Source organism: Prolixibacteraceae bacterium, from assembly GCA_019856515.1.
Lineage (GTDB): Bacteria > Bacteroidota > Bacteroidia > Bacteroidales > Prolixibacteraceae > Halosquirtibacter > Halosquirtibacter xylanolyticus.
Genome location: CP082230.1, coordinates 1,344,636 through 1,354,632 on the forward strand (window position 1 = coordinate 1,344,636; position 9,997 = coordinate 1,354,632).

Below are 9,997 nucleotides of genomic sequence, written 5' to 3' on the forward strand. Positions count from 1 at the left end.
AACTCTTTTTTTTATATTATCACTAGAAATTTATCTTCACTCCAAGACTATACACCCTAACCAGAGGATAACTCCCTTTATTGTCAGCAAGTGCCTCTGGATCAATCAACTTAAGCTTTGTAAATGTCAATAGATTATATCCACTTAGGTCGACCTTAAAAGACTTTAGTCCCATCGATGATAAAAATCGACTATCCTTAAAAGTGTATGAAACATTCACCGTCTTAAGACGGATATAGGAAGCATCTTTAAGCCATAAGGTGGAAGGTGCTTGGTTCCATTTCTCCATATTCTTCGATAACCTTGGCATAGTGGCATCAAACTGATTCTCATCTGTCCAACTTTCATTTACGAAACTATTTAATAGACCTCTATCTCCATTAGTAAATGGAACACGGTGATCTGCCTCTAGTAATTTGGAAACATGAGTAGCCCCAGTCCATTGCATATTAAAGCCGAAGCCTTTATATTGGAATCCACCATTTAACCCAAAAACATATTCAGGTCGTCGTGAGTAACCATCGACCATGGTGTCGTAACTATTTATAATGCCATCTCCATTTAAATCAGAATATTTAGCATCACCTGGATGTACTGTCATAAAAGGCTGAGGTAGACTAGAGTCTAATTCATAACTACCATCTTTATTTTTTGCAAAATCACTGTACTGATACATTCTATCAAACTGATAGAGTCCGCCATTACGTCCCGTTGAACCTCCTGTCTTCATCATGTAATCATAGTCCTGAGCAACCTCATCCATAAAAATGATCTTATTTTTTGCGTAAGACATATTGGCATTAATATTATACTTAAAATCAGAACCAATATTGCTTCTCCATCCAATCTGTACTTCGTAGCCATGATTATCCACTTCGCCTAAATTGGTAGGTAGTAGGGACGTTGCAATGATGGAGGGAGTAGTCTTATAATTCTCCAAAATATCCGTACGATGTTCGAAGAAAACATCCGCACTTATCGATAGATGGTTATCAAACAATTTCATATCTATAGCATAATTCTGTTTTGCTGCAGTTTCCCACGTTACTGCTTGATTGCCCGGCTTTCCTAACACACTAGCAGGCATACTATTGGGATTATCAATACCATAACTATACGAACCAGAACCACTCCAAATCCCAGGCATATATAAGAAACGAAACTTCGACTTATCATTACCTACCAATCCCCACGAAGCACGTAGCTTCAAATAACTCAAGAAAGGACTTCCTTGAAGAAAGGACTCCTCTGAAAGAACCCATCCCCCTGAAACGGATGGAAACAATCCATAACGAGTCTCTTTACCGGGTGCAAAATTTTCAGATCCATTATACCCTACATTGGCATCTAGTAAATATTTATTTTGATACCCATAAGTGATACGCCCTACATAACCGACATACCCTCTAGGCATAAAACTATAGGGAGCTAACTTACTCTTCTGAATTGCATTTCTTGGATAGTATACCCTCGATTGATTATATAAAAATAATCCTGTTATTTTATGATTATTAAAAGTACGACTATAGTTCAATCGTCCTTCTAAATACCAATTTCTCTTGTAAGCCCCAAAGCTCTCCTTATATTTAAGTGGTTTGTCGTTACCAACGGGTACATACACCACAGTACGATCATAACGAGGATCATTCATATCTAATCCGGGATCATTTAACTGAGATGCATAATAAGCCGTTTGATACTCTACGGGACCGTAGATATTCACTTCATGACGTTTGTTTAAAGCGTATTGATAATCGTTAGATGCTTTTACCCCAACTTTCAAACCTTTGGTTATAAAATTAAGCTTCTGATCAATATCAACATCAAAATTAATCTTCGAATTGTAAGCTTCTTTATAACCATATCCATAAAAAGCAAATAAACCATCTCTAACCTTAGACCCAGAAGGTAGGACTCCTTTATTTAATACCGTTCGTTTCCCATTGATCAAACCAGGTCCTGCAAATGGCACTGACCAAACAGTGGCTACATTCCAAATATGTCGTACATTTTCAACGCCAATAGGTTCTTGTGTTTTTCCAATGTTTCCACCAATATTGATTTTTAATTTCGTAGTATTGGTTAACGATGCATCAATATTTGCCCTATAGTTATAACGATCATATTTATAGTTGTTATCATAAGGGAGTTGATCAAACTCTTTCATCAATCCATTTTGATACATATAACCTAATGAGACAAAATAGCTTACCTTATCCCCTCCTCCAGAAATATTTACATTATTCTTATTTTGTATAAAATATTTATTAAACATGTAGTCTTGCCAATCAATATCGGGAGCCATAATAGGATCAGAATGCGTTCTAAACGCTTCTACTTGTTCACGAGTAAACTTCTCAGATGTTTGGTCATTTTCTGCACGAATATTCCACATTCTTGCATAATCGTAGCTCCCCGCTTGTTTCCGCAAAGAGATGGGCTCTTGCAGCCCTACAGAAGAAGAGACTGAAATTTTTGGTTTTCCCTTCCCACCGCGTCGTGTAGTTACAAGGATAACGCCGTTGGCACCACGAATACCAAAAACAGCTGTGGATGAAGCATCTTTTAATATCGATAGACTTGCAATTTCATTTTCATCAATATTTGCAAATTCTCGTTCAACACCATCGACAAGTACCAATGGTTCCCCTAATGCATCATTTAAGCTACCGCTTCCTCTAATATAGATCTTGGCAGCATCATGACCAGGTTGTCCACTCGTTTGAACTGTGGCAACACCAGGCAAGGTTCCTGCCAATGCTTGTGTTACATTCGATGTAGGAGTTCTTGTCAGCTCTTCCGTGCCGACAGTAGAAATAGCACCTGTTAATGTCGCTTTTGTTTTCGTTCCATAAGCAACAACCACAACATCAGATAGTGATTGAACATCCTCCTTTAAAACAATGTCAATTACCTTTTGTTTTTTAACAACCACCTCTTGAGTCAGATATCCCATGTATGAAAATACCAAAGTCGTTTTTTTATCCTTAACTTTAATGGTATAGTTTCCATTAAAGTCCGTGATAGTCCCTGTAGTGGACCCTTTAACGATAACATTAACACTTGGCATACCCATTTTAGAATCATCAAAAACCTTTCCTTTTATGACGACATCTTCTATCAGTGTCTGTCCTTGGACATAGAGCGCATTGTGTAAGAGAAATAAAAGAAAGCATATGAATGCTAATTTACAATTCTTCATAAGCATGAATTTAATAAAGATTAGTATGTGTTTTGGCTTAGTTATACTTCTATATTCTACCAATCTAAATAATCAAATATTACTCTCATTCATGTTCAAAATATACCTCTTAATCTCCTATATTTTCCTAAATACATATCACACACATCAAAAGGAATAAATATGCACAAAATCATACACAAACACCTTTCAAACAACTAAATACACACCTAGCCACCTCTTTTAAACAGCTCTAATCTGAATTATGGGACATATTCAGATCAACAACTACAATACCGAAACATCGATTACTGTAACAAACGTATTTTTATTCATATATTGATCTTTTGAAAGATATAGTGAATTGACTTTATGGTGATTCTATTAACAATTCAACTTTTTGATATCACTTTTGTAAAATATAGTTCATCAGCTTATACAGACAACAAAAATTTGAAGAAATCACAAATGAAAAGCAACCTACTTGTGTTTTTTATTAAATATTGTAAATTTACTCCTATGTTTTCTACACAAAACATGAACTACACAAAACAACTTTAACACACATTTATAATGCAAATCCGATTATTTATTTTATCTCTTCTCACCTTTACGGCGACATATAAAACATACTCTTCTCCTACTTACAGCTTCAATCAAATATCTATTAGTGATGGATTATTAGAATCATATATCTCCTGCGTTACTAAGGATCATAATGGGGATATTTGGATTGGTAATCATGAAGGCCTAAACTGTTACGATGGATATCAAGTTAAAACATATAACTTTTGCCCATTTGATAAGGAGACTTTACCATCTGATGAGATCTATTTTGTTACTGAAGACAAACAAAAAACCTTATGGATTGGAACTTCTCGTGGTCTAGCAACATTTGACCGTACAACACAGAAATTCAAACGAAAACGATTTAAGAATAAACCTATCATCAGCCACACGAGTATTTCTCTAAAGAACAAAATTATTTTTCCCATCACAACTTCTCACCTGTTCGAATACAACTATAAAACCAATTCATTAGCAAAAATCCACTTATCCAAAGACAAACTTAAAAACACACAACTATCTGAACTGCAGAAATTAGAAGACAACATCATCCTAGCCAACAGTAGGTGGAATGGAATATACACCCTAAATCTTAAAACTAAAACAATAAAAAAAGTCAACTTAAATATCAACAATAAAACTCCTGCTCTCTTTGTAGATTCACATTCACAAATATGGGTATCCGATTCCAATAAAGGTGTCCGATGCTACAATAAGAATTGGAAATTACTTCATCATTTCTCCTCCAAAAACTCCCCCCTTACGCATGATATTATTCTAGATTTTGAAGAACATAACAATCATATATGGTTAGCGACAGATGGTGGTGGAATAAATATAATTTCACTAAAAGACTTCTCGTTCTCTTCCATCCAAAAAGATTCTAATAATTCTTCGTCCCTACCCTGCTTATCGTTTAGATGCTTATACAATGATATAGACAATAATATGTGGTTAGGTTCAATCCGTTCTGGACTGATCAAAGTATCAAAGACCTATTCAGAAGTATTTTACAATGTCCCTTTTGGCAATAAAAAAGGTCTGAGTAATCAAACAGTTGTATCCCTATTTGAAGATAAAAACAGTAAAATATGGGTTGGAACTGATGGGGGTGGAATCAACCTATTTGATCCGATAAAAAAAACATTTAAACATTATAAAACGACCCAAAATAAAAAAGTGACTTCTATATGTAGTTTTAATAAAGATGAACTACTAATTTCGACCTTTGCACATGGGGTATTTCGATTTAATAAAAACAATGGTAAACTTACTCCTTTTACAATACTAAATAGACGTATTTCAAACCTTAACACACATTTAGGACAGTCAATCTCTTTAAGCAACTACGACAAAGACAGGATTATTTTAAATGGCAGCCATATGTACCTGTTTGACATACGAACAAATAAATTCACAATACTCGCATCTCAAAACATTGATTATCATTACAAAAATCTAACAAAAGTCACAGAAGATAGTGCTAAAATATACTACGTTTCAAGAGTAGAACTTATTGAACTTGATCGTTCGTCTCAATCTACTCGTTGCATATTCACCACAAAACAACCCGAGATGATCAATGATGCCTGCATTGACTCTAAAGGATATTTCTGGTTAGCGAAGAATTCAGGACTTGTTTGTTTTGATCCTAAAAAGAATAAAATAATCAAGAAGATAAAAAGTCTCTCTTTCGGAGTCAATACAATTCTATGTGACAAAAATGATCGGTTATGGATTGGAGCTAAAAACATGATCTATTTGTACGACATTAAGTTAAACAATCTACGGATACTTAATGACACATATAATACCCCTTTAAATGAGTACATCGCACAATCTAAATTGATATCTAAATCGGGAGAGATATACATGGGGGGGGTATTAGGTCTTTTAAAAATAAATAAAGACATTCATTTCCCTGCTATTAACAGCAACACTTTAGGAATATCTAGTTTACAACTTAACGGAAAGAATATAACCAAAAAACAAATCATCAACAAAAAAAAGTTATCTATTCCTTGGAACTTCACAGCACTGAGTATCAAACTCAAGGTCAAAGGAAACATATTCCATAAAAATCAATTCCGTTATATGATTGAAGGAATCAACAAGAACTTTATTGAAACATTTGATCATAATATCGAGATCTACACTTTGCCTATTGGACGATTTAATCTAATTGGTTCATATAAATCATCTAATGGTGAATGGACACAACAAAAAAAACTATTAGAAATAGTGATAACTCCACCTTGGTGGAAAACCAATACTTTTTATGGGCTATTAATTTTGATCATTATTACGATCACATCCATTATTCATTTGAACATTAAAAAGAGACGAATTCAAAAGCAACAACTAGAGATCAACCAAATTAAAGAAGAGTACTATGAAGAAAAAGTAGATTTCTTTATTAACATAAGTCATGAACTAAGAACACCTCTTACTCTTATTTACGCACCTCTCCAACGTTACTTTGCCTCGAATAACAATCATATCTTAAATAAAAAAGATATCGAGAGTATTTATAAGCAAGTGCAGAATATGATGAATATTATCAACACACTTTTAGATATAAGAAGTCTTGAGGTGCAAAAAAATATGTCGACAATCACCTCTTGTAAGCTAAACCAATGGGTAGAGAGTAAAGTAAATGAATTCTCAAACGAGTTAAAAGAACGAGAAATAGACCTTGTTTTTAATTTTGATACAACAATAAAATCGACACCTTTTGACACAAATAAATGTGGAATCATTTTGTCTAACTTGATTATGAATGCGTTGAAGTTCTCACACGAAAACACCACAATTAAAGTTTCAACAAAAAGAGATAATGGATTTGTAAGGGTATCAGTTAAAGATCAAGGCATTGGTATCAATGAATCTGAAATAACCGAGTTGTTCTCTAGTTACTATCAGGGAACGCACGGCATTAAAGGAAATGGCATCGGTCTATCTTACTCTCAAATGTTAGTGAAGCAACTTGGTGGAAAGATCAATGCCTATCAAAATAAGGATACAGAAGGATCCACGTTCTACTTTGAGATCCCAGATACACTTGTAGTGAATACTAATCCTTCGATGGACAAAAGTTCAAATATACCCATACACCACAATGAGTTAGATATTGAAATCAACACAAAAGAATATTCGATTATTATCATAGAGGACAATAAGGATTTACAAGAGATGGTGAGTGACCACCTTAATCCTCTTTTTAAAAATGTATATACTGCAAACAACGGAAAAAAAGGGCTAGAAGACATCTATAAATATCAACCAGATATCATCATTAGTGATATCATGATGCCTAAAATGAACGGATTTGATCTTTGTAAAGCAGTCAAAAATGATTTTAAGATCAGTCATATCCCAATCATTTTATTGACAGCCTACAACAATCCAAATAACACCCTTAATGGATACAAGTTGGGAGCCAATGCTTATGTTCCCAAACCGTTCCAGTTTGATTTGTTGATGTCTGTGATCACAACACAAATACGAAATCGAGAAATTGTTAAAAGTAGATACAAGGATTTAGGTATTACAACTGTAACCATAGAAGAGTCAACCATAAGTAGTATCGATGAAGACTTTCTATCAAAGTTCATAAAGCTAATAGAAGATAACTTAGACAATCCACACCTTGATCTTAAATTAATAACACAAAAGATGTACATGAGTCGTTCGTCTATCTCCAATAAGGTTAAATCCTTGATGGGATTAAGTATTATGGAGTATGTCATTCAGGCACGTATAAAAAAAGCCATACATCTACTGATCCACTCGTCAAAAAGTATTACAGAGATATCCACAGAAGTTGGCTTCTCCTCTTCTAGATACTTTAGTACAGTATTCAAAGAGAAACAAGGTGCAACTCCAACAAACTATCGTAAAGATAAAATCACTGAGGACACTAAAACAGCAAGCTAGATCATATAAAACAGAAGCACTCATAGAATTCGCATGAAATCTATAAGTGCTTCTACATTTATCCTCTCAATCAGGTCTTGCACATAGACCTGTCAATATATTTTTGCAACAATCAGATGCTGAAAGCTCTAAAACGTTATAGCCTGTGGTTTTAACCCATTGCTAAAACAACACATCTTCTCAAGAGACCGATATTATCACCTATGCCAGTTAATAAGAGAAGACAAAGGCTTTTGGAAAAAACAACGTTCAAATATTATTACATTCACTTGAACAAGCCCCACTCTCTTACTTACTTCGTCTTCGGACAAATAATGATTGGAAGTAAAAAAAAGATGACAACCATCGAAAATAGCAGTCCACCAATAGTTCCAATAGAAAAGGAATACCAGAAAGGGATTTTTCGTGATCCCAAAACAAAAGGGAGTAACCCTATTATCGTCGAAATCAAAGTCACAAATATAGTAAAGCTCTTAATCCAAACAGATTTCATCAACGACATATACAAACCTCTTCCCCTCTTACGTTCCTCAAAATACTGAGTGACCACATAAATAGTCGCATTTACAACCAAACCTCCTAAGAAAATGAATGATACATATCCACCTTGATCAAAAGTAAAACCCCATAAACTAAAAGGTAACATAACTCCTATAAAGGAAAAAGGTATCGTTAAAACAATCCAAAGAGGAGTTCTTATACTATTAAATAAGATAGCACACACAAAGAAAATCTCAAGAAATAGCACACACAATAACAACATACTTGAAACCTTTTCCTCTTCTTTCTCCTCTAACACCACTTTCGTTTTAAACTCCCACTCATACCCCTCAGGAAGCAAATGACGAAATTTATTCATCGTCTTTTTCATATACCTGGCCGCAAAAATATCACCTCCAGAATAGTTGAGTCCAATAGCTCTCAAGTATTTTCGATCCTCTTTCTGGATAGATGGTGCCACCTGCCTCTTATCAATGGATACAACATCTTTAAACTTTCTGGCTCTTTCCGAAACTTAGTGGGTATGCTACATGTTTAATTTCTATATAATAACTTCTAAAATAAGACATCATGTACGATTTATTAGCCTCAGCCTTACATATTGAATCTCCCTATTTTATTGATGGTATTAACTTAGACAAGGAATCCCAACGTTTAGATGTTTATATCGATTTTAAGAGAGGTTCTCGTTTTAGTCACAATGGAGAGGATAACCTACAGGTGCATGATACACGAAAGAAAACATGGCAGCATTTAAGCTTCTTTGAGTATAAGTGTTATTTAACTGCACGTGTTCCCCGTGTTATAAAGGGAGATGGTAATGTTGCTATTCTTGATATGCCTTGGGAAGGTGAACTACCTGGTTTTACACTGTTGTTTGAAGCATTATTAATGTCCTTAATTTCTTATATGCCAGTTCATCAGGTTGCACAAATGACAGGTGTTTATGATGATAAGCTATGGAAGTTGGCAACTTTGTATGTCGATACAGCAAAGGCCGAAGAAGACCATTCTGATATTGAGATGATAGGGGTTGATGAGACTTCTTGTAAAAAAGGGCATAATTATGTTACTTTGTTTGTAGACCTAAAAGAACGCAAGACAGTACATGTTACTGAAGGAAAAGGGGCAGAAACTATTGCTTCTTTTTGTAAGGTTATTCCACATTATCACGACCAAAATAAAGTGATCAAATCAAGTAAAATAAGTCATGTCAGTTGTGATATGTCTCCTTCATTCATTAGTGGCATAGCAACACACCTTCCAGATGCTTCCATTACATTTGACAAGTTTCATATTATGAAGATAATCAATGAAGCAGTAGATAAGGTTAGACGATCTGAAGCAAAAGATGAAGAGTGTCTAAAGGGGAACAGGTATTTATTCTTAAAGAACAAGACAAACTTCACCTTAAAGCAACAGCAAGCCTTTAAGGATCTTTCTATATCAAACAGTAAATTAAAGAGTTTCAGAGCACTCCGAATACGTGAAAGCTTTCAGGATATTTACACATACGCTAACACGGCAGAAGAGTTTGTGTGCTTATTAAAACAATGGTATTATTGGGCAACTCACTCTAGGATGGAGCCTATCATCAAGGCTGCCAATACAATTAAAAGACATTGGGATGGCGTTGTGCAATGGATGGAAACAAAGATAAATAATGGAATATTAGAAGGTCTTAATTCTGTGGTTCAAACAGTAAAAAGAAGAGCTAAAGGATTTAGGGACACTAAAAATTTCATCACAATGATATATCTTGTTACGGGTAAATTAGATTTTAGAAAGGTGAATAAGCATTGTTCTTTTTAA

The 9,997-nt window shown here is 34.5% G+C and carries 4 protein-coding genes; 2 read left to right on the forward strand and 2 right to left on the reverse strand.

What is annotated here, in order from left to right:
* Positions 1-22: 22 nt before the first annotated feature.
* Positions 23-3,202, reverse strand: coding sequence for a TonB-dependent receptor (locus K5X82_04580; GenBank protein ID QZT38180.1), 3,180 nt, complete (start codon positions 3,200-3,202; stop codon positions 23-25).
* Between the two features lie 552 nt (positions 3,203-3,754).
* Here K5X82_04580 and K5X82_04585 point away from each other — a divergent pair.
* On the forward strand, positions 3,755-7,684 hold the full coding sequence (locus K5X82_04585; GenBank protein QZT38181.1) for a response regulator: 3,930 nt from the start codon (positions 3,755-3,757) through the stop codon (positions 7,682-7,684).
* 292 nt (positions 7,685-7,976) lie between these two features.
* Here the strand turns inward: K5X82_04585 and K5X82_04590 are convergent, their stop codons facing one another.
* Positions 7,977-8,645, reverse strand: coding sequence for an efflux RND transporter permease subunit (locus K5X82_04590; protein QZT38182.1), 669 nt, complete (start codon positions 8,643-8,645; stop codon positions 7,977-7,979).
* A 110-nt stretch (positions 8,646-8,755) separates the two neighbouring features.
* Between K5X82_04590 and K5X82_04595 the strand changes: the two genes are divergently transcribed.
* On the forward strand, positions 8,756-9,997 hold the full coding sequence (locus tag K5X82_04595; protein ID QZT38183.1) for an ISL3 family transposase: 1,242 nt from the start codon (positions 8,756-8,758) through the stop codon (positions 9,995-9,997).